The organism is Amycolatopsis sp. A133 (genome assembly GCF_031082405.1).
Classification (GTDB): Bacteria; Actinomycetota; Actinomycetes; order Mycobacteriales; family Pseudonocardiaceae; genus Amycolatopsis.
This window is the reverse complement of sequence record NZ_JAVHJU010000032.1, coordinates 21,620-42,825: the sequence shown is the minus strand read 5'-3', so window position 1 is coordinate 42,825 and position 21,206 is coordinate 21,620. Positions and strand designations below refer to the sequence as shown.

The following is a 21,206-nucleotide window of genomic DNA, read 5'->3' as shown; positions in this document are numbered from 1 at the left end:
ATACGAGGTTTCAATACATAAGCTCTACTGGCTTAGTTCACTAGCACACTGTTGAGTTCTCAAGCAACACACCCCGACCGACTCCAGACCCAAGGCCCAGCGTCACCCGAAGCGGGTTATTCCTAGCAGTTTTGGCGGGACACCCACTCAATCGCTATTCGCGAGAGCTTGGTTCGTGTCCCGGTGGCCACCCGGTTTCCCTGGCGACTTGGAGAACTTTACATGCCCGGAAACAGCCCGAAACAGGGGGGTCGGTTAACAAGATCAGCGCAGGTCAGACCCCATGACGGGACCCGTCTGCGCCCCAGTCTGCCCCCAACCCGCCGGGAGCGCCACCGAAAGAACATTGCTCCGACTACATTGCACCATATTGCTCCGAGTGAAAGCTCCGCTTAGCGTCGACGGCATGAACCTCGCGCACGACGACCTCGGCCCCCGGGACGGACAGCCCGTCCTGCTCGTCCACGGCCACCCCTTCGACCGCTCCATGTGGCGGCCCCAGGCCGAGCACCTGAGCAGAAGCGGCTACCGCGTCGTCACCCCCGACCTCCGCGGGTACGGGCAGTCGGCGAGCCGGGACACGAAGACCGGTCTCGACGTCTTCGCCCACGACCTCGTCGAGCTGGCCGACCACCTCCGGCTGGACCGCTTCGTGCTCGGCGGCCTTTCCATGGGCGGCCAGATCGCCATGCAGCTCGTCGCGGACCACCCGCAGCGCGTGACCGCCCTCGTCCTGGCCGACACCTTCGCGGGCCTCGACACCCCGGAGGCCAGGCAGGCCCGCTTCGACACCGCCGACCGGATCACCGCGGAAGGCATGGAGCAGTACGCCGAGGAGCTCCTCCCGAAGATGATCTCGAAGCAGACCCGCGCGACCAGGCCGGACGTCGAGGCGCACGTCCGCAGGATGATGCGCACCGCCCCGGAGAAGGGAGCCGCGGCCGCGCTCAGGGGACGCGCCGAGCGTCCCGACTACACGCCGGGACTGGCCAACCTGGAAGTCCCCACCCTCGTGGTCGTCGGCAGCGAGGACGAGTTCACCCCGGTCGCCGACGCCGAGCTGATCCACCGGAGGACGAAGGGTTCCACCCTGGTGGTGGTCGAGGGCGCGGGCCACCTGCCTAACCTGGAGCGCGAGGCCGAGTTCGACGAGGCCCTCAGCACCTTCCTGACCGACAGCACGAGCAGCGGAGCCACCCCATGACCCAGCAGACCGTGTTCGTGACCGGCGCCAGCGCCGGCTTCGGCGACGCCATCGCGCGCCGGTTCGTCGCCGAGGGCGCCCGCGTGATCGCCGTCGCCCGCAGCGCGGACAAGCTCGAGAAGCTGGCCGGCGAGCTCGGGGAAGCGGTCCTCCCCCGCCAACTCGACGTCGGCGACCCCGAGGCGGTCAAGAGCACCGTCGAAGGCCTCCCGCAGGACTGGCGAGAGGTCGACGTCCTGGTCAACAACGCCGGCCTGGCCAAGGGCCTGGAACCCGCGCACAAGGCCGACCTCCGGGACTGGGACGAGATGATCGCGACCAACGTCCGCGGCCTCACGCACGTCACCCGCGCGCTGCTGCCGGGCATGGTCGAGCGCGGCCGCGGGCACGTGATCAACCTCGGCTCGATCGCCGGCACCTACCCCTACCCCGGCGGCAACGTCTACGGCGCGACCAAGGCGTTCGTCCACCAGTTCAGCCTCAACCTGCGCAGCGACCTGCACGGCACCGGCGTGCGGGTGACGAACGTCGAGCCCGGCATGGTCGGCGGCACGGACTTCTCGAAGGTCCGCTTCGACGGCGACCAGGCCAAAGCGGACAAGGTCTACGAAGGCACCACGCCGCTGACCGCCGACGACGTCGCCGAGTCCGTCTACTGGGCCGCCAGCCGGCCGAAGCACGTGAACATCAACGTCATCGAGCTGATGCCGGTGGTCCAGAGCTTCTCGGCGCTGCAGATCTACCGGGAGTCCTGAAACAACGAGAACAGCGCCTGCTGACCCGGCTCGGGCGAGGTCAGCAGGCGTTTCGCCCGGGGCCGTCCGCCGGTCGACGGATACCGCAGCACCAGCTCGCCGATGCCCGCGAGCTGGTCGAGCAGCTCCCGCACCGACAGGTTCATCCCCGCCCGGTCCGCTTCGCGCCGCATCAGGTGGGTGACCGTCGCGGCCAGTAGCGAGACCAGGCCGTGCGCCGCGATCCGCTGTCGCGTCCACTCCCAGCGCGGGGTCGGGCCGGTGACGGCGGGCCCGGTGAGCCAGCGGAACGTCGATTCGAGGTGGGTGCGGGCCCGGTAGGCCGTGACGACCTCGGCGACCGGCCAGTCCCGGTCGGTGACCAGCACCTGCTTGCCGAAGAACTCCTCGTCCAGCCGGGCCAGGGCAGCAGCATCGATCCGGCGTTCCACCCGGATCTCGCCGGGCCGGTTCCCGCTCAGGACGGCGGTGAGCACGCGCTCGATGCGCCGGCCGCGGGTCACGCGGCCGATCTCGGCGTGGACCTGGGCGCGGTCGCCGCGGTGGGTCCCGGCCGCCAGTGCCTCGGCGAGGCCGTCGAGCTCGCGGGTCGCGGTGGCCAGCTCGTCGGCGAACGCGCGGGACTGCGCCGCGTGCAGCGTCGCCGAGTGGGTCAGGATCACCCGCCGCCGGACGCCGTCGACGACCGCGTGCGTGTCGAGCGCCGTGAGCCCGGCGAACCGCTCGGGGTCGACGCGCTTGCGCGCGGACGCGGGCTGGGTCAGCAGCTCGGGGTGGTCGGTCAACGGCAGCGACCCGACGAAGCCGCTGCGTGAGCCCAGGTCGAGCTGCGCCGCCTGGCCCGCGTGGAAGACGAGCGTGGCCGGGCCCAGTTCCGCCATCAGCGAGGCGAACGTCGGCGCGGTGCCGTCGTCGCGCCGGTACAGCCGCGAGGCCAGCGGGATCGCGCCGTCGCGGGTCACCTTCATGCCCGCTCCGGCCAGCACGCCCCGGCACGCCGAAGGCAACGTGCAGTCGGCCGGGGCGAACGCGGCGAACTGCGGGACGTCGACGGCGAGCGCCGCGTGGTCGTCCAGGGTGTCCAGGACCGCGGAAGCGACGGTTTCCTCGATGCCCGCGATGCGGTCCGGCGTCAGCCGTTCCAGGGCCCGCCACAGTCCATCCACTGTGGACAGCCGGGGCCGCACGAGGTCGGCGGCCGCCCCCTCGGCCCACCACTGCCCCATCGGCGTCTCCGGAGCGGTCGCGCGGTGCAGCACCGCGACGGCCAGGGTCAGTCCCAGCGACGGCTTCGTGCGCACCACGTCGTCGACGCGGCCGACGAAGCCGAGGCGCGAAAGCGTCGCCCAGACCGCGGCGACGTCGCCGTACGGCCGGTACGACGCCGAGGCGGGCTCGCCACCGGGGACGGCGCGCGCGATCTCGTCGGCCGTGCCGAGGTAACGCTGGGTCACCACCCGCGGCTTGCCGTCCACCCGGGCGGACTCCGCCAGGTAGTAGTAGGTCCGTCCGCCGATCTTCTTGCCGACCACCGATGCCACCCTTTAGGTAATACACGCCCGAGCGGTGATCGACAACCAGGCGACCGCGTTGACCTGCGCCGACGATCACGCGCGCCCAGACGGGCCGCCGGGTGCGGAACACACACTGGCTGGTCCCGCGAGGACGGTCCTAGCGTGGGCGGAATGGGACCCGAACCCGACGCCACCGCCCCGACCGCCTCCGCGATGCGCCGCGCGCTCGCCAGGGCGCGTGACGGGAAGACACTCGACGTAGCCGAAGCGAGCGTCCTGCTGCACGCCCGCGGTGACGACCTCACCAAGCTGTCCGAGTACGCCTCGCGCATCCGGGACGCGGGCCTGGCCGAGGCGGGGCGAGCGGGTGTCATCACCTACAGCCGCAAGGTGTTCATCCCGCTGACCCGGCTGTGCCGCGACCGCTGCGGCTACTGCACCTTCGTCACCGTGCCGGGCCGGCTCGAGTCGCCGTTCCTGTCCCCGGACGAGGTCCTCGACATCGCCCGCAAGGGTGCCGAAATGGGCTGCAAGGAAGCCCTGTTCACGCTCGGCGACCGGCCGGAAGACCGTTGGAAGGCCGCCCGCGACTGGCTGGACGCGCACGGCTACGACGACACGCTCTCCTACGTCCGTGCGATGGCGATCCGCGTCCTGGAGGAGACCGGCCTGCTGCCGCACCTCAACCCCGGCGTGCTGACCTGGCCGGACTTCCAGCGCCTCAAGCCGGTCGCGCCGTCGATGGGCATGATGCTGGAGACCACGGCGACCCGGTTGTGGAGCGAGAAGGGCGGACCGCACTACGGCTCGCCGGACAAGGACCCCGCGGTGCGGCTGCGGGTGCTCGAAGACGCCGGCCGCAGCTCGGTTCCGTTCACCACCGGTGTCCTCATCGGCATCGGCGAGACGCACGAGGAGCGTGCCGACGCGCTGTTCGAGATCCGCAAGGTCGCCAAAACCTACGGCGGCATCCAGGAAGTGATCGTGCAGAACTTCCGGGCCAAACCGGACACGAAGATGCGCGCGACCCCGGACGCCGACCTCGAGGAGCTCGCCGCGAACATCGCGGTGGCGCGGCTGGTGCTCGGCCCGAAGATGCGCATCCAGGCGCCGCCGAACCTGATCGGCAACCAGTACGACCTGATGATCCGGGCCGGCATCGACGACTGGGGCGGCGTCTCGCCGCTGACCCCGGACCACGTCAACCCGGAACGCGCGTGGCCGCAGATCGACGAGCTCGCCCGCCGCACCGAAAAGGCCGGCTTCGAGCTCAAGGAACGGCTCACCATCTACCCGGAGTACGTCAAGGCCGGCGAGCCGTGGCTGGACCCGCGGATCACGCGGCACGTCGCCGCGCTCGTCGACTACGACACCGGGATGGCGCGCGAAGGCGCGATGCCGGTCGGCATCCCGTGGCAGGAGCCGGACGGCGGCTGGCAGGAATCCGGCCGCACCGAGCTGCACACCGAGATCGACGCCGGCGGCCGCACGGAGGACCGCCGCAGCGACTTCGACTCGGTGTACGGGGACTGGAAGGAGATCGGCGACCGGATCAAGACCGGGCCGCAGCGGTTCGACACGGACATCCTGGAGGCCTTGCGCAGCGCGGAAAAGGACCCGGCGGGCCTCTCCGACGACGCCGCGCTGGCGCTGCTGCACGCCGACGGCAAGGAGCTGGACGCGTTCACCCGGATCGCCGACGACCTGCGCCGCGAGACGGTCGGCGACGACGTCACCTTCGTCGTCACGCGGAACATCAACTTCACCAACGTCTGCTACACGGGTTGCCGCTTCTGCGCCTTCGCGCAGCGTCGCACCGACGCCGACGCGTACACGCTTTCGCTGGAGCAGGTCGGCGACCGCGTCGACGAGGCGTGGGCCGCGGGGGCGACCGAGATCTGCATGCAGGGTGGCATCCACCCGGACCTGCCGGGCACCGCGTACTTCGACCTCGCGGCCGAGGTCAAACGCCGTCAGCCGCAGATCCACCTGCACTCCTACAGCCCGATGGAGGTCGTGAACGGCGCTTCGCGGACCAACCTCTCGCTGAAGGACTGGCTGATCAAGGCCAAGGAGGCCGGTGTCGACTCGCTGCCGGGCACGGCGGCGGAGATCCTCGACGACGACGTCCGCTGGGTGCTCACCAAGGGCAAGCTGCCGACGTCGGAGTGGATCAAGGTCGTCACGACCGCGCACGAGGTCGGGCTGCCGACGACGTCCACCATGATGTACGGCCACGTCGACACGCCGTCGCACTGGGTCGCGCACCTCAAGCTGTTGGCCCGGCTGCAGCGCGAAGGCCTGGAGAAGCACGGGCGACGCGGCTTCACCGAGTTCGTGCTGCTGCCGTTCATCCACCAGAGCGCGCCGATCTACCTGGCCGGGCTCGCCCGCCCGGGCACGACGCTGCGCGAGAACCGCGCGGTGCACGCCCTGTCCCGCCTGCTGCTGCACGGCATGATCGACAACATCCAGAGCTCCTGGGTGAAGCTCGGCGAAGAAGGCAGCCGCGCGGTGCTGCAGGGTGGCGTCAACGACATCGGCGGCACGCTGATGGAGGAGACGATCAGCCGGATGGCGGGCGCGTCGCACGGGTCGTACAAGACGATCAGCGACATGCGCGCGATGGTCGAGCCGCTGGGCCGCCCGCTGGTCCAGCGCACGACGGGTTACGGGCGGCCGTCGGCCGAGCGGAGGGCCGCGGCGGAGGCTTCGGACGGTGTCGCGACCGAGGTCCGGAAGCCGCTCCTGCCGCTGCTGACGCCGTAAGACGGTAGCGGGCGCCCGGGCTCCAGGGCGCCCGCTACTCTTCCGGCTCATGGGGGTTTCTCGCTTCGCACTGCTTGTTTCCGTAGCGCTTCTCGCGGGTTGCAGCACTCCGCCGCCCCCGCCCGTGCCGTCACCCACGGCCACGCCCAGCCCGACGTACGGGCCGCCGCCGTCGCTGGGGCTGTCCCTTTCGGTCGGCCAGGTCGAAGCCGGGCTCGGGCACCGCGCCAGCGTCCTGACGCTGACCAACCGGGACACCGCGCCGCGGAAGGTCACCGGCTACCCCGATCTGAAGATCCTCGCGGGCGACGGCTCCCCGCTCGACGTCACGGTCGAACACGGCACGTCCTACTTCGCGCGCGACCTCGGTCCGCAGGACCTCACCGTCCAGCCGGGCGAGAAGGTCGTGGCCGTGCTCGCGTGGTCGGCCACCGTCACGAGCGGCGACACGCGCACCGGCGCGGCCATCTCGGTGGTCCCCGTTCCGGGCGAACCCGCGCAGAGGCAGCCGCTCGACACGGATCTGGGCACCACGGACACCGTCACCGTCAGCTCGTGGGCCACCGAGGTGGGCGCCTGACGACCCTGTGTCACCGCTCACAAACCGACGGTTGACCAGCGGGCTTTTGTGCTACCTCTGTTCCTTCACCCGCCGGAAGGGACCTCGATGATGAGCACCTCCGTAGCGCCACTGGAAATGGTCGACACCGACCGCTACCCGCTCACCGAACCGGGCAGTCCCGCCTGGCGGGAGACGGTCGGCCGCACGCGCGCCGACCTCGCCGACGTCGGCTGCAGCGTGCTCGCCGACTTCATCCGGCCGCAGCTGCGCCGGGCCCTGCGGGACGAGTGCGCCGCGCTCGAGCCGCACGCGTACACGAAGATCGAGCAGGTCAACGCCTACAACACCACGATCGGCGAGCCGCTGCCCGAGGACCACCCCGGCCGGACGATCATGGAACGCGGCAACGCCTTCGTCGCCCGCGACCACATCCCCGCGTCCTCGATCATCGGCCGGCTCTACAGCAGCCCGCTGTTCCAGCGGTTCGTCGCCGACTGCTTCGGGCTGCCGGAGCTGCACGAGCTCGCCGACCCGCTGTCCGGGCTGACGCTCAACGTCATCGCGCCCGGCCGCGCGCACCCGTGGCACTTCGACACGAACACCCACACGGTCAGCATGCTGACGCAGGCCGCGGATGACGGCGGCACCTTCGAATACTGCCCCGGCATCCGGTCCGCCGCGGACGAGAACTTCGCGGCCGTGCGCGCGGTGCTGGCCGGCGACACCCGGCTGGTCCGGCGCCTCGACCTGCGGCCCGGTGATCTCCAGCTGTTCCAAGGACGCTTCGCGCTGCACCGGGTCAGTACCGTGGAGGGCACGATCGCGCGGCACTCCGCGATCTTCGCCTACAGCGAGCGCCCGGGGGTCATCGGCAGCGCGGAGCGGACGCGGCAGCTGTTCGGCCGTGTTCTGCCCGCCCACCTCGCGGAGCGCACCGCCCGCGGCGACGAGCTGCTCGACTAGATCACTCGACCAGATCAGGAGCCTGGCCCGTGCCTTTCGACTCGACCGGCAAGATCTCGTTCGACCACATCTACACCGCACCCGACCCGCGGCCGTTCTTCGGCACGCTCGAGCGCGTCGGCTACCACATCCCGCAGCTGGCGAAGCCGTACTTCGCGAAGCTGGGCGCCGCGCACCCCGCCGAGCGGCCGACCGTGCTCGACGTCGGCTGCTCGTACGGCGTCAACGCGGCCCTGCAGCGCTGCGACGCGACGATGGACGACCTCTACGCCCACTACACCGACCCGGCTGTGCGCGCGCTGGACCACGCGGCGCTGGTCGAGGCGGACCGGAAGCGCGTCCGCACCGGCAACCCCCGGTTCTACGGCCTGGACAGCTCGGCCCCGGCGCTCGAGTACGCGCTTGCCGCCGGCTTCCTCGACGAGGTGCTCCACGCCGACCTCGAACGCGACGACCCGGACGGCACCCAGCAGAAGCTGCTGGACGACGTCGACGTGGTCGTCTCGACCGGCTGCGTCGGGTACGTCACCGAGAAGACCCTCACCCGGGTCGCGCGCGGCGCGCGGCCGTGGATGGCGCACTTCGTGCTGCGGATGTTCTCCTACGAGCCGGTCGCCGAAAGCCTGGCCGAGCTGGGGTACGAGACCGCGGAGGTCGGCGGGGTCTTCAAGCAGCGGCGGTTCGCCTCCGCCGAGGAGCAGGCGCAGATCCTGGACACGCTGAGCGCGGCCGGGGTCGACCCCACCGGACTGGAGTCCGACGGGTGGCTCTACGCGCAGTTGTATGTTTCCCGCCCTGAAGGCTCGGCTGCGGAGCTCGCAGCTGTGCTCGAGACCGCCGACTAAGAAGGATGACCGTGAGCAGTCCGGAATGGTCCACCCGCACCTTCGGCAACGAGGACCGGCTCCCCCGCGTCCCGCTTCCCACGCCGGAAGCCAGCTGCCGCCGTTTCCTCGAATGGTGCGGGCCGCTGCTGACACCGGACGAGCTGGCGGAGACCGAAGCCGCGGTGGCGGAGTTCCTCGCGCCGGGCAGCCCCGCGCACGGGCTGCAGGCGGCGCTGGCGGAGTACGACCGCTCGCCCGGCGTGCACAGCTGGCTCGACACCTTCTGGCCGTACCGCTACCTCGGCCGCCGGGACCGGATCGCGCTCAACGCCAACTTCTTCTTCCTGTTCCAGGACTCCCCGCTCGGGCAGGTGGAGCGCGCCGCCGAGCTGACCGCGTCCGCGGTGGACTACAAGCTGAAGCTCGACGGCGAACTCGTGCCGCCGGTGCTGCTGCGCGGCACGCCGCAGTCGATGGTGCAGCACAAGTTCCTGTTCTCGGCGACGCGGATCCCCGGCGAGGTGCTCGACACCGCGCGCACGCGGTTCCCCTCGCCCGAGCGGCACATCGTCGTGTTTTCGAAGGGCACGCCGTTCCGGATGGACGTCCTCGCCGCAGACGGCCGCCCGTACTCGCCGGCGCAGCTGGCCGACGGGCTGCGCGCGATCCTCAAGGACGACCACGGCACCGACGTCCCGGCCGGGCCCCTCACGACGAAGGCGCGCGCGGAGTGGGCCGCTTCGCGGGCCGCGCTGCTCGAAGCGGGCAACGCCGCCGCGCTGGAAACCATCGAGACCGCGTTGTTCTGCCTCTGCCTGGACGACTTCACGCCGTCAAACGCCCTCGAAGCGGGTGACCGGCTGCTGTACGGCGACAACCGCTGGTACGACAAGGCCGTGTCGCTGATCGTGTTCGAGGACGGCACCGCGGGGATCAACGTCGAGCACTGCGAACTCGACGGCACCACGATCCTCGGCTTCACCGACGCGCTGCTGAGCGGTTCGCGCGAGGAGCGCGAAGCGGCCGACGGGATCCCCGGCTACGAGATCGTCCAGTTCACGCTGACCGACGCCCTCCGCGAAGACGCCCGAGCGGCCGGAGCCGCCTTCAAGGCGTACGCGGACGCCACCGCGACGCAGACGGTCTCGTTCGACTTCGGTGCCAACCGGGCGAAGGAACTCGGGATGTCCCCGGACGCCTTCGCGCAGATGTCCTACCAGCTGGCCCACCGCCGCGCGAAGGGCCTGACCGGCGCGACGTACGAGTCGATCGCCACCCGGCAGTTCCGCAACGGCCGGACCGAAGCCATGCGGGTCGTCACGCCCGAGGTCGTGCGCTTCGCCGACGTCATGACCGACGACTCGGCGACGACCGAGCAGAAGCGGGAAGCGCTCCGCGCCGCGGCGGCGAAGCACGTCGCCCGCGCGAAGGAGTGCCAGGCCGGGGACGCGCCGGAGCAGCACCTGTGGGAGCTGCAGCTGATCGGGAAACGCCGTGGCGACACCGGAACTCCGGCCCTCTACACCTCGCCGGGCTGGCTGAAGATGCGCGACGACTACCTGAGCACCAGCTCGGCGCCGTCGGTCAACATCCAGTACTTCGGCTTCGGCTCGACCAGCCCGCAGTGCATCGGCATCGCCTACGTGCTGCTGCCGGACCGGTGGAACATCTACCTGAGCACGCCGAAGCACGTCTCGGCGGAGATGTACCGCTTCGCCGACGAACTCGCTGTCGCGGTGCGGGAGCTGCAGGAGCTACTGGCCTAGCAGGCGCCGCAGCCAGGTCAGCCGGGCGGCGCGGGCCGCCCGGCTGATCGCCGCGCCGGGCACCAGGGCGTCGAACCCGTGGAACCCGCCGGGCCACACGTGCAGCTCGGCGTCCCCGCCCGCCCGCCAGATCCGGCCGGTCGTCGAGCATCGGGCAGACCAGCAGCTGCCCGAGCGGGAGCGGGCCGCCGCGGTCGCGGGCCGGCAGGGTCGCCGCCGCGGCCAGGCCGCCGCCCGCGCTGACCCCGCCGATCACCGGGACGCCCAGGTTCTCGACCGTCCACAGCAGACCGGCGTAGCAGTCCTCGACGCCGCCGGGTGACGACCAGCAGCGGCACGTCCCCGGCCGCTTCCTCGCGGAAGGCGAACCCGGGGTGGGCGGCCGCCGGCTCTTCGACGACCGCCGCCGGCTCCGGGTCGAACGGCGGTGGGGTCACGCCGTGGGGTCCGAGACGACGAGGACGAGCGAGCCCTCGAACGCCGGCTGCTCGCGCAGCTTGCCGTAGCGGCGCTCCCACGTGCCGTCGTCGAGGTCGTGCTGCAGCTCGGCGGCGAAGCGGTGGTGCACGCGGTCGTCGACGAAGCTCCACGCCGAGCACGACAGCCGCGCACCCGGGTCGAGGAGGCGTTCGGGCCGCGCGTAGTAGGCCTCGTTGAAGCCGTCGGTGCAGTCGATCGGGATCGGCACGCCGACCACCGAGGTGTGCCCGCCGAGCCCGTCGGCGATGTCGTCGACCGACGGGTAGCGCCGGGCCTCGGTCTCGATCACCTCGGGCGCGTAGTCCAGCAGCCAGAAGCGGCGCAGCAGATCCGGGTCGCAGGTCAGGATGGCGATCGGGCCGCGCGTGACGCGGCGCATCTCCTTGAGGCCGGCCCACAGGTCGTTCCACTGGTGCACGCTGAACGTGCTCATCGCGCCCTCGAACGCCCGGTCCGGGAACGGCAGCTTTTCGGCGACGGCGTCGACCGCCGGCGGCAGGCCCGCCGGCCGCTGCGCGCGCATCGACGCCGACGGCTCGACCGCGGTCACTTCCCGGTCTTCGGGTTCGTACGCGCCGGCGCCCGCACCGACGTTCAGCACGGTTCGCGCGTCGCCCAGTGCGTCGAGGAGGTACCGGCCGATGCGGGGATCCGGCTTGCGGTAGTCGGTGTAGACCCCGCCGATCGCGCCGTAGTCGGCGTCCCCGGCGCTCCCGTCCGCACGTCGCTGGCTCATGCCAGAAAACTATCAGCGCCGGCCCCCGGCAACGGGTTGCTCCGCCGGGTGTAAGCGGACGCCCGACATCCGGCCCAGCCGTCAATTCCTGTCGCAAACTTGCGTAAGTTCGTCCAACTATTGCGATTTCTTGTCCACGATTCGTATGATCCGGATCACAGAGGTCCCCACCTGCTGCGGAAAGGCCAGTGCTGCCCATGTCTCCCAGCTCTGTCTCAAGCGCGCCCAAGAACCGGTTCGGAGCCCTCGCCGCCGCCGTGATCGCCGCGGCCGGGCTCACGATCGCCACCGTCCCCGCGGGAAACGCCGCCCTCGCGGCCGGCCGCGGCGCGACCGTGCCCTTCCTCGAACAGGAAGCGGAAACCGCCGCGACGAACGGCTCGGTCATCGGCCCGAACCGCGCCGCGGGCACCCTCGCCGGCGAAGCCTCCGGCCGGAAAGCGGTGACGCTGTCCGGTCAAGGCCAGTACGTCGAATTCACGCTCACCGCGCCGGCCAACTCGATCGACTTCCGGTACAGCCTCCCGGACTTCGCGAGCGGGACCATCTCGCTCTACGTCGGCGGCGCCCACAACCGGGACATCGCCCTGACGTCGAAGTACGCCTGGTACTACGGCTCGTACCCGTTCACGAACAACCCCGCCGACGGCAAAGCCCACCACTTCTACGACGAGACCCGCGCGCTGCTCGGCACGTCCTACCCGGCCGGCACCAAGATCAAGCTGCAGGCCGACGCGGGCGACGTCACGCCGGTCACGGTCGACCTCGCCGACTTCGAGCAGGTCGGCGCGGCCGCGACCCGCCCGGCGAACTCGGTGTCCGTCACCGACTACGGCGCCACCGCGGGCGACACGAGCGACGACGCCGGCGCGTTCGACTCCGCCGTCGCCGCGGCTCGCGGCCAGGGCAAGGAAGTCTGGATCCCGTCCGGCACCTTCACCCTCGGCCACCACATCACGGTCGACCAGGTGACCGTCCGCGGCGCCGGGCCCTGGTACTCGGTGCTGACCGGGCCGCGCGCGGGCCTGTTCGGCAAGGGCGAACCGGAAAGCTGCGGAACGCCGACGTACCCCGGCAACCCCGCGGTGCCCGGGGTCAGCAGCGCCGTGAAGCTCTACGACTTCGCGATCATCGGGCAGGTCGACGCCCGCGTCGACTGCGACCAGTCGAACGCCATCGGCGGCGCGCTGGGCGGCGGCTCGGTCGTGCAGAACCTGTGGCTGCAGCACACGAAGGTCGGGCTGTGGCTCGACGGGCCGTTCGACGGGCTCACCGTGTCCGGCAACCGGATCCTCGACCAGACCGCCGACGGGCTGAACCTGCACCAGGGCATCAGCAACGTGACGGTGACGAACAACTTCCTGCGCAACACCGGCGACGACGGCCTGGCCATGTGGTCCGAGCACGCCGCCGACCACCACAACACGTTCTCGTTCAACACCGTGCTGCTGCCGATCCTCGCCAACAACATCGCGGTCTACGGCGGGCACGACAACACCGTGTCCGACAACGTCGTGGCCGACAACCAGGACCAGGGCGGCGGCCTGCACATCGCGAACCGGTTCAGCGCGGTCCCGCTCTCGGGCACCACGACCGTCACGCGCAACACCGCGATCCGCACCGGCGTGCTCGACTCGAACTGGCAGTTCGGCGTCGGCGCGCTGTGGTTCGACGGCCGCGACTCGGCCATCACCGGCCGGATCGACGTCGTGGACAACGACCTGCTGGACAACAACTACGAGGCGATCCAGTTCATCGACGGCGCCACCACGGACGTGCACTTCGACGGCGTCCGGATCACCGGCGCCGGCACGTTCGCCTGGCAGCTGCAGTCCAAGCCGTCGGGCTCGGTGAAGAACGTCGTCGCGACCGGGATCGGCCGGGCCGGGGTCTACAACTGCATGGGGCCCGACGCCATGAGCGGACTGGCCGACCAGGGCGGCAACTCCGGCTGGACGACGACGTACTGCGGCTCGTGGCCGTCGCCGGTGTACGGCTCCGACAACGGCGGCACGACCACGACCCCGCCGACCACCACACCGACCCAGCCAGGCGGGAACCTGGCGCTGCACAAGAGCGTCAGCGCGACCGGCTCGCAGGGCGGGTTCCCGCCGGGCAACGCCGTCGACGGCAACACGAACTCCTACTGGGAGAGCACGAACAACGCCTTCCCGCAGTCGCTGACCGTCGACTTCGGCAGCTCGGTCAGCGTCTCCCGGCTGGTGCTGAAGCTGCCGCCGTCGTGGGGTGCGCGGACCCAGACGGTGTCGGTCGACGGCGTCAAGGCGGCGGCGACCTACACCTTCGACCCCGCGTCCGGCAACACGGCGACCGTGACCTTCCCGGCGACGGCCCAGCGCACCCTGCGGCTCACCTTCACCGGTAACACCGGCTGGCCCGCCGGCCAGCTGTCCGAGCTCGAAGCCTATTCCTCCTGAAACCCGCGAGAAAGGTGACGACGATGTCCCCCACTCCCCGGCGCCGCGCGGCCTTGCTGGCCGTCGCACTCGCCGCGTCCGGCTTCACCGTGCTGGCGCCGCCGGCGTCCGCAGCCACTTGCCCCACCACGGCCTCCGGCGGCGCGAGCGTGCCGTTCCGGACCGTCGAAGCCGAGTGCTCGGCGACCAACGGCTCGGCCGTCGGCCCCGACTACACCCAGGCCAGCATCGCTTCGGAAGCCTCCGGGCGGCAGGCCGTGCGGATCGGGACCGGCCAGTACGTCGAGTTCACGCTGCCCGCCGCGGCGAACTCGATCAACGTCCACTACAACCTGCCGGACGGTTCGTCAGGGCGGCTTTCCGTGTACGTCAACGGGACGAAGCTCGGCAGCGGGCTCTCGGTGACCTCCCGGTATTCCTATGTGGACACACCGTGGATCCCGGGTGCCAAGACGCACCACTTCTTCGACGACGCGCGGTTGCTGTTCGGGCAGAACGCCTCCGCCGGCGCGAAGGTCCGGGTGGCCGCCGACTCCGGTGACGTCGGCCAGGCGACCATCGACCTCGCCGACTTCGAACAGGTCGGCGGGGCGGGCACCAAACCGGCGAACGCGCTGTCGGTGACCGACTACGGCGCCACCGCGAACGATTCCTCGGATGACTCGCAGGCGTTCCGCACCGGTCTGTCGGCGGCCCGCTCGCAGGGCCGGGAACTGTGGGTGCCCCAGGGGCGGTTCGAGATCGGCTCGGCGCTGCAGATCGACCAGACGACCGTCCGCGGCGCCGGCCCGTGGTACACCGTGCTGCACGGCAACAACATCTTCAACAACGGCAGCGCGTCCGGGAACATCAAGCTCTACGACTTCGCCGTGTTCGGTGACGTCACCGAACGGAACGACGGCAGCCCCGACAACGCGTTCCACGGCGTCCTCGGAAACGGCTCGGTCGTGTCGGGTCTCTGGATCCAGGACACCAAGTGCGGCTTGTGGCTGATGAACGGCGCTTCGTCGAACGTCACCATCGAGAACAACCGCATCCTCGACACCCAGGCCGACGGCGTGAACTTCGACGGCGCCGTGACGAACTCGACGTTGCGCAACAACTACCTGCGCAACAACGGCGACGACGGGCTGGCGCTGTGGTCCAACGGCCAAGCCGACTCGGGCAACTCGCTGGTCAACAACACCGTCGTGCAGCCGAACCTGGCCAACGGCATCGCGTTGTACGGCGGCTCGAACAACACGGTGAGCGGCAACCTCGTCCAGGACACCAACGCCCTCGGCGGCGGTTACCTGGTGGCGAACCGGTTCAACTCGGTGCCGCTGTCCGGCACGGTGACGCTGTCGAACAACACCGCGCTGCGGGCCGGTGCGCTCGACCCGAACTGGCAGTTCGGCGTCGGCGCGCTGTGGTTCGACGCCCGTGACCAGGCGATCACCGGCGTGACGATCCGCGTCACCGGGTTCACCGCGATCCAGAGCCCGTACGAGGCCATCCAGTTCATCGACGGCAACGGGGCCGGGAAGCCCATCCAGGGCATCACCATCGACGGCGTCACCGTGCAGGGTGCCGGCACGTTCGTGGTGCAGTCGCAAACCCAGGGCTCGGTGTCGATCAGCAACCTGACGGCGTCCGGCGTCGGCGTCACCGGGACGTACAACTGCCCGTACCCGACGTCGATCCCGCGGATGACCTTCACCGGGTCGGGCAACAGCGGCTGGACCGGGACCTGGAGCGACTGCTCGACCTGGCCCGCGCCGAACTCGGGCCCGCAGCAGCCGCAGCAGCCCGGCTCGAACATCGCCCGCGGCAAGGCGATCAGCGCGTCGAGCTCGCAGGGCGGGTTCCCGCCGTCGAACGCCAACGACGGGGACGCGAACTCGTACTGGGAGAGCGCGAACAACGCGTTCCCGCAGACGCTGACGGTGGACCTGGGCACGGCGTCGTCGATCAACAAGGTGACACTGCGCCTGCCGCCGTCGTCCGCGTGGGGTTCGCGCACGCAGACGGTGACGATCTCCGGCAGCACCGACGGCGGCTCGTACACGACGCTGGTGGGCTCGCGGGGTTATTCGTTCGACCCGGCTTCCGGCAACACGGCGTCGGTCTCCTTCACGACGACGTCCCAGCGCTTCGTGCGGCTGACGTTCACCGGCAACACGGGCTGGCCCGCCGGCCAGGTGTCCGAATTCGAGGTGGCAGCGGCCTGATGTGACAGAACGGCACGGCGGCTCGACGGTTCCGCACGGAAACCGCCGGGCCGCCGTGCGCTGCAATCCCACCGGCGAGCACGCGTGCTCGACGCGCGGATCAAGGCGATCGGCAGCGAGGAGCACCGCGAGCGCGCAGGCCACGAGACGTGGTGGTGCGGTCGAGGTGCGGGTCACGAGGGCCAAGCCAGGAACAGGGTGTGCGGGCCCCGTGACCGTTGCTCACCAGTTCCGCGTCGCTTCCGCACGTCGTACTTTTGCGCTCGTCTGCTGTAAAGTTTCAGCCATGACGCGTCGTCTTGCCGAAGTCGCCCGCCAGGTCGGGGTCAGCGAAGCCACGGTCAGCCGGGTGCTCAACGGCCGGTCCGGGGTGTCCGCCAGCACCCGCGCCGCCGTCCTCACCGCACTGGACGTGATGGGTTACGAGCGGCCCACCCAGCTGCGCGGCGAGCGCGCCCGGCTGGTCGGGCTGGTGCTGCCCGAGCTGCAGAACCCGATCTTCCCGGCGCTGGCCGAGATCATGGGCAACGCCCTCGCCCAGCAGGGGTTCACGCCGGTGCTCTGCACGCGGACCGCGGGCGGGGTGTCGGAGGCGGAGTACGTCGAGCTGCTCCTGCAGCAGCAGGTGTCGGGCGTGGTGTTCGCCGGCGGGCTGTACGCGCAGGCGGACGCGATCCATTCGCACTACCACCACCTGGTCGAGCGCCGGCTGCCGACGGTGCTGATCAACGCCGCGGTCGACCACCTCGGGCTGCCCCAGGTGTCGTGCGACGACGCGGTGGCCGTCGAGCAGGTCGTCGGGCACCTGAGCTCGCTCGGGCACGAGAAGATCGGCCTGGTGCTCGGCCCGTCCGACCACGTGCCGTCGCGCCGCAAGCTGGAGGCGTTCCGTTCGTACGCGGCCAAACTCGGCCTCCCGGTGCTGGACGAGCTGGTCGAGCACGGAATGTTCTCGATCGAAGGCGGCCACGCGGCAGCCGCTCGTCTGTACCCCCGCGGCGCGACGGCGGTGCTGTGCGCGAGCGACCTCCTGGCCCTGGGCGCGGTCCGCGCGGCTCGCCGCCAGGGGCTGTCGGTGCCGGAGGACATTTCGGTGGTCGGTTACGACGACTCGGCCCTGATGAACTGCACCGACCCGCCCCTGACGACGACTCGCCAGCCGATCGAGGCGATGGGCCGCGCGGTGGTGGAGCTGCTGGTGAAGCGCATCAACGGCGGCGAGGTGGCGGCGGAGGAGCTGCTGTTCGCCCCGGAACTGGTGGTGCGGGGGTCGACGGCCCGCCGCATCGCCTGACACCGCGATCCGAGAGGCGCGACGGCTCCCGAGCGGTCGCGCCTCTTCGCGCGCCCGCCTCCCGGACCCGGCCCCGCCCCGAGGTCGCGAATGACTCATTCGGGACCTCCGACGTCCCGAATGAGTCATTCGCGACGTCCGCGGCCGCCATCACCCCCGAGAGCGCGGCGGCTCCCGGGCCGTCCTGCCTCTGCGCGCCCCAGCCCAAGCGCCCCAATGTGGCGTTCGGTGTGCCTCCCATGTCCCCGCCACCACCCTCAACGGAGGCGCTCCGCGCCGCAGCGCTGATCCAACGCACCCAATGTGGCGTTCGGTGCGTTGGACGCAACCAACGCCACATTGGGGCGTTCGGGGCCAGCGCGGCCTGTTCGTAACTTGCAGATTCTCGTCGGCTTATTGCGCCGATCCGGTCCACCACTTTAGAGTGACCGCAATCACGTGACAGCCGTCGCGACCCGAGAAGAGGCTTGAGATGAGCAGTCCCTGGTCCCGATCCGTGCCCCGCCGAGTGTTGTGCCTGTTCGCCGCAGGTGGGCTCGCCCTCACCATGGCCGCCTGCAGTGATGGCGAGACCGCCCAGCCCGGCGGCAAGGTCAAGATCACCGTCACCGGTCAGCCGCCGACCAGCCAGCCGTTCGAGCGCAGCGTCTTCGACGCCGACGTCAAGGAGTTCGAGGCCTCCCACCCGAACATCGACATCGATCCGCACGAAGGGTTCATGGACCCCAAGACGTTCTCGGCGAAGCTCGCCGGCGGGCAGCTCGAAGACGTCTACTACGTCTACTTCACCGATCCGGCGCAGATCATCGCGCGCCACCAAGCCGCCGACATCACCGAAGCCGCGAAGAGCGTCCCGCACATCAACGACCTCAAGCCGGAACTGCTCGACAACTTCCGCGACGCGAACGGCAAGCTCTACGGCCTGCCGACGATGAACTACACGATGGGCCTGCTCTACAGCCGCCCGCTGTTCCAGAAGGCCGGGCTCGACCCGGACAAGCCGCCGCAGACCTGGGACGAAGTCCGCGAAGCCGCGAAGAAGATCTCCGCGCTGGGCAACGGCGTCGTCGGGTACGCCGACTACAGCAAGAACAACCAGGGTGGCTGGCACCTGACCGGCTGGCTCTACTCCATGGGCGGCGACATCGCCCGCAAGGACGGCGACAAGTGGGTCGCCGACTTCAACAACGACAAGGGCAAAAAAGCCCTCCAGTACCTGCACGACATGCGCTGGACCGACAACTCCATGGGCGCCAAGCAGCTCCTCGAAGCCCAGGACGTCCAGCGCATGATGGGTGCCGGCCAGCTCGGCATGTACATGGCCGCCCCGGACAACGTCCCGGTGCTGGTCAAGCAGTTCAACGGCAAGTACGAGGACTACGGCATCGCGGGCATGCCCGGCGGCCAGGGCACCCTGCTCGGCGGCGAGGGTTACATGCTCAACCCGAAGGCCTCGCCGGAGAAGGTCAAGGCCGGCCTCGAGTGGATCCAGTGGAAGTACCTCAACCCGGACCGCTTCGAAAAGCACATCCAGCAGTACGTCGACGGCAAGCAGCCGGTGGGCCTGCCCGCCGAGCCGACGCCGGACGTCTGGACCGGCGCCGTCCGCGAACAGCAGCTGGCGCTGAAGGCCAAGTACGCCAACGTCCCCGCGCAGAACTACAAGTCCTACGTGGACACCACCAGCGGGATCAAGGGCAGCATCGAGCCGCCGAACGCCCAGCAGATCTACGCCGCGCTCGACAGCGTCATGCAGGCCGTTCTGACCGACAGAGGCGCGAACATCGACCAGCAGCTGAGCTCCGCGGCGTCGAAGGTCAACAGTGTCCTCGCCCAGGTCAAGTAGCCTCCTCGCCTGGCCCGCGGCGAAACCGCCGCGGGCCGGGCGCCCGGTTGCTTCCCCGGAAGAACGACGCCGGACGCAGCTGCGCCGCAGGCTGAAGGAGAACCTCACCGCGTACGGCCTGCTCTGCGCCGCGCTCGTGGTGTTCGCCCTGTTCTCCTGGTACCCGATCGTGCGCGGGGTCCTGCTGAGCTTCCAGCAGGTCGACTTCGTCAACGCGCCGACGTGGGTCGGGTTCGGCAACTTCTCCCGGCTGTTCGCCGACCCGCTGTTCGGCGTCGCCTGGCGCAACACGCTGCTGTTCACCGGGCTCGCGCTGGTCTTCGGCTTCGCCGTCCCGTTCCTCACCGCGGTGCTGCTGAACGAGCTCCGCCACGCGAAGGCGTTCTTCCGGCTCGCCGTCTACCTGCCGGTGATGCTGCCGCCGGTCGTGACGGCGCTGATGTGGAAGTGGTTCTACGACCCGGGTCCCGGCCTGTTCAACTCCGCGCTCGGCGCGGTCGGCCTCCCCGGCGGTCAATGGCTCGACTCGTCCGGTACCGCGATGCTGTCGCTGGTGTTCGTCTCGACGTGGGCCAACATGGGCAGCACCACACTCATCTACCTGGCCGCGCTCGGCACGATCCCCGGCGAGCTCTACGAAGCCGCGGAGCTGGACGGCGCCGGGTTGTGGAAGCGCCTGCGGCACGTGACGTTCCCGCAGACCCGGTTCGTCCTGCTGGTCCTCCTGCTCCTGCAGGTCGTGGCGACCATGCAGGTGTTCACCGAGCCGTACGTGATGACCGGCGGCGGACCGGACGATTCGACGGTCACCGTGCTCCTGCTGCTGTACCGCTACGCCTTCGTCTACAACGACTTCGGCTCGGCGAGCGCGATGAGCCTGCTGCTGTTCGTGGCGCTCGGCGTGTTCTCCGCTTGGTACGTCCGGCTGACGCGGAAGGCGGACCAGTCATGAGAACCCTCGTCTCTCCCGCCGCGTTGCGCAGCCCGCGCGGCAAGGTCGTCTACGGCGTCGTCTTCGCCTGCACGCTCGTCGTGTTCGTCCTCGCCTTCCTGTTCCCGCTGTACTGGGCGGTGACCGGCGCGATGAAGTCCCCGCAGGAACTGGCGCAGACCCCGGCGACGCTCGTCCCGCACGAGTGGCACCCGGAGACCTTCGCCGACGCCTGGGACCAGCTGAGCCTGGGCAAGTACTTCCTCAACACGCTCGTCGTCGCCGGCGGCGCGTGGCTGGCGCAGCTGGCCATCGACGTCCCGGCCGCGTTCGCGCTGTCGAAGCTGCGGCCCAGGTTCGGCAACGTTGTGCTCGGCCTCATGCTGGCGACGCTGATGCTGCCCGCCACGGCGTTGCTCGTCCCGACGTACGTGACGGTGACGGACCTGCCGCTGCTGCACCTCAACCTGATCAACTCGCCGGCCGCGGTCTGGCTGCCCGCGGCGGCGAACGCGTTCAACATCTACCTGCTGAAACGGTTCTTCGACCGGATCCCGGACGAGCTGATCGAGGCGGCGCGCATCGACGGCGCCGGGCCGGTGCGCACGCTCTGGCGGATCGTCCTGCCGATCTCACGGCCGATCCTGGCCGTGGTCTCGATCCTCGCGGTGGTCACCGCGTGGAAGGACTTCATCTGGCCGCTGCTGGTGTTCCCGGACACCGAAAAGCAGACGCTCTCGGTGATGCTGCAACGGGTGGCGATCGACATGCCGCTCAACGTGCTCGTCGCCGGGATGGTGCTGGCCAGCCTGCCGCTGGTGGCGCTGTTCCTGGCGTTCCAGCGCCAGATCCTCGCCGGGCTGACCGCCGGCGGCATCAAGGGCTGAGCCCATCCCCGACTACTAGGAGGG

At 70.2% G+C, this 21,206-nt stretch carries 15 protein-coding genes and 1 pseudogene; 13 read left to right on the top strand and 3 right to left on the bottom strand.

The window, feature by feature from the left end; genetic code table 11:
• Positions 1–406: 406 nt before the first annotated feature.
• The gene (locus Q5425_RS21415) at positions 407–1,204 is read left to right on the top strand and encodes an alpha/beta fold hydrolase (RefSeq protein WP_308674047.1); all 798 of its coding nucleotides are present in this window, start codon (positions 407–409) and stop codon (positions 1,202–1,204) included.
• Positions 1,201–1,959, top strand: coding sequence for an SDR family oxidoreductase (locus Q5425_RS21410; protein WP_308674045.1), 759 nt, complete (start codon positions 1,201–1,203; stop codon positions 1,957–1,959). Before Q5425_RS21415 ends, Q5425_RS21410 begins: the two co-directional genes overlap by 4 nt.
• Here Q5425_RS21410 and Q5425_RS21405 read toward each other — a convergent pair.
• Positions 1,944–3,491: a transposase gene (locus tag Q5425_RS21405; protein WP_308674046.1), complete on the bottom strand. Its 1,548-nt coding sequence runs from the start codon at positions 3,489–3,491 to the stop codon at positions 1,944–1,946. The genes Q5425_RS21410 and Q5425_RS21405 overlap by 16 nt on opposite strands.
• A gap of 153 nt (positions 3,492–3,644) precedes the next feature.
• Here Q5425_RS21405 and Q5425_RS21400 point away from each other — a divergent pair, with 153 nt between their 5' ends.
• From Q5425_RS21400 to Q5425_RS21380, 5 genes are all read left to right on the top strand, one after another.
• The gene (locus Q5425_RS21400; protein ID WP_308674044.1) at positions 3,645–6,242 is read left to right on the top strand and encodes a bifunctional FO biosynthesis protein CofGH; all 2,598 of its coding nucleotides are present in this window, start codon (positions 3,645–3,647) and stop codon (positions 6,240–6,242) included.
• Between the two features lie 124 nt (positions 6,243–6,366).
• On the top strand, positions 6,367–6,822 hold the full coding sequence (locus tag Q5425_RS21395) for a DUF4232 domain-containing protein (RefSeq protein ID WP_308674043.1): 456 nt from the start codon (positions 6,367–6,369) through the stop codon (positions 6,820–6,822).
• Between the two features lie 90 nt (positions 6,823–6,912).
• The gene (locus tag Q5425_RS21390; RefSeq protein ID WP_308674042.1) at positions 6,913–7,767 is read left to right on the top strand and encodes an arpA protein; all 855 of its coding nucleotides are present in this window, start codon (positions 6,913–6,915) and stop codon (positions 7,765–7,767) included.
• Between the two features lie 29 nt (positions 7,768–7,796).
• The gene (locus Q5425_RS21385; RefSeq protein ID WP_308674041.1) at positions 7,797–8,612 is read left to right on the top strand and encodes a class I SAM-dependent methyltransferase; all 816 of its coding nucleotides are present in this window, start codon (positions 7,797–7,799) and stop codon (positions 8,610–8,612) included.
• Positions 8,613–8,617: 5 nt separating this feature from the next.
• Positions 8,618–10,360 (top strand): choline/carnitine O-acyltransferase, encoded by a 1,743-nt coding sequence (locus tag Q5425_RS21380; protein ID WP_308674040.1) that lies wholly within the window; start codon positions 8,618–8,620, stop codon positions 10,358–10,360.
• Here the strand turns inward: Q5425_RS21380 and Q5425_RS21375 are convergent.
• A pseudogene (locus Q5425_RS21375) lies at positions 10,349–10,679 on the bottom strand (alpha/beta hydrolase); the annotation flags it as partial. The gene Q5425_RS21380 and the pseudogene Q5425_RS21375 overlap by 12 nt on opposite strands.
• Before the next feature lie 114 nt (positions 10,680–10,793).
• Positions 10,794–11,576 carry a methyltransferase domain-containing protein gene (locus Q5425_RS21370; RefSeq protein WP_308674039.1) on the bottom strand — a complete coding sequence of 261 codons (783 nt, stop codon included), beginning with the start codon at positions 11,574–11,576 and terminating at the stop codon, positions 10,794–10,796.
• Positions 11,577–11,773: 197 nt separating this feature from the next.
• On the opposite strand from Q5425_RS21370, the gene Q5425_RS21365 reads away from it, so the two are divergent.
• The 6 genes from Q5425_RS21365 (at position 11,774) to Q5425_RS21340 (ending at position 21,182) form a co-directional block, all read left to right on the top strand.
• Positions 11,774–14,014, top strand: a complete 2,241-nt coding sequence (locus Q5425_RS21365; protein WP_308674038.1) for a discoidin domain-containing protein — start codon at positions 11,774–11,776, stop codon at positions 14,012–14,014.
• A 23-nt stretch (positions 14,015–14,037) separates the two neighbouring features.
• Complete coding sequence (locus tag Q5425_RS21360; protein ID WP_308674037.1) at positions 14,038–16,224, top strand: discoidin domain-containing protein; 2,187 nt, start codon at positions 14,038–14,040, stop codon at positions 16,222–16,224.
• 286 nt (positions 16,225–16,510) lie between these two features.
• Positions 16,511–17,518 (top strand): LacI family DNA-binding transcriptional regulator, encoded by a 1,008-nt coding sequence (locus Q5425_RS21355; RefSeq protein WP_308674036.1) that lies wholly within the window; start codon positions 16,511–16,513, stop codon positions 17,516–17,518.
• A gap of 472 nt (positions 17,519–17,990) precedes the next feature.
• Positions 17,991–19,364, top strand: a complete 1,374-nt coding sequence (locus Q5425_RS21350; RefSeq protein WP_308674035.1) for an extracellular solute-binding protein — start codon at positions 17,991–17,993, stop codon at positions 19,362–19,364.
• Positions 19,342–20,316, top strand: a complete 975-nt coding sequence (locus tag Q5425_RS21345; protein ID WP_308674034.1) for a sugar ABC transporter permease — start codon at positions 19,342–19,344, stop codon at positions 20,314–20,316. The genes Q5425_RS21350 and Q5425_RS21345 overlap by 23 nt, the downstream gene beginning before the upstream one ends.
• Entirely contained in the window at positions 20,313–21,182 is an 870-nt protein-coding gene (locus Q5425_RS21340) for a carbohydrate ABC transporter permease (RefSeq protein WP_308674033.1), read from the top strand. Before Q5425_RS21345 ends, Q5425_RS21340 begins: the two co-directional genes overlap by 4 nt.
• The last annotated feature ends 24 nt before the right edge of the window (positions 21,183–21,206 follow it).